1 protein-coding gene is annotated in these 707 nt (G+C 58.3%); it reads left to right on the top strand.

The annotated features are described in order from the left end of the window. Positions 1–707, top strand: a 707-nt coding sequence (locus tag EN780_RS36265; protein WP_348631298.1) for a M24 family metallopeptidase, incomplete at its 3' end; no start/stop codon positions are given.

Here is a 707-nt window from a genome sequence, read left to right as displayed (position 1 = left end):
GTGCCCGGTCGATCGCCAACATTTGTGGTACGACAGTATGACGAGCAAGCGGTTCGGTCGTATAGTTGTATTGAAGAGCTAGTTACCTATACCCACCAGCAAGATTTGGGGAAAGTGTGTGCCGACGTCCTCCGTCGGTATGGCTTGCAACGCAAGAGGATCGGTTTTGAGCTGGGCTGCTGGAACCTCGCACCGGCCGACCTCAGTGCGCTTCAGGCGCAGCTTCCCGATTTAAAGATCTCTGATGCGAGTCGGCTGGTTTCTTCGGTGGCGGCGGTGAAGGGCGAGCTAGAACTCGAGTGCATGCGAGAGGCAATGCGCATGACTGACCTGGCAGTGCGAACCTTCCAAAGCTCGCTACGGGAGGGTGTTACCGAACTGGAGATGGCAGCGGCAATGGCGGCGGCCATCAGCGGAGCGGCCGCCAACACTGGCGGGGAAGTTGGACTTTCTCCCGGTACCATTTTGTTCGGGGAGCGGACGAAGTTGCCGCATGGTCCCCCGTCTCAGCATCCAATTAGTAATAACGAGCCGGCTTTTCTGGAAATCGGCGCATCAAAACACGGATATACCGTTGGGATGGTCCGGTGCGCTGTGCTTGGCCGACATCCTGAGGCTGAGTCTCTACACACCTTGGCCGAGGAAGTCATTGACGCCCTCGTTGCCGCGGTTAAGCCGGGCACTTCCGCGGCAACGAGGGCGTCAAT

It is taken from the genome of Mesorhizobium sp. M4B.F.Ca.ET.089.01.1.1 (assembly GCF_004022605.1).
Classification (GTDB): Bacteria; Pseudomonadota; Alphaproteobacteria; order Rhizobiales; family Rhizobiaceae; genus Mesorhizobium; species Mesorhizobium abyssinicae.
The sequence above is the reverse complement of the archived record's forward strand: the minus strand, read 5'-3'. Positions and strand labels throughout refer to the sequence as shown.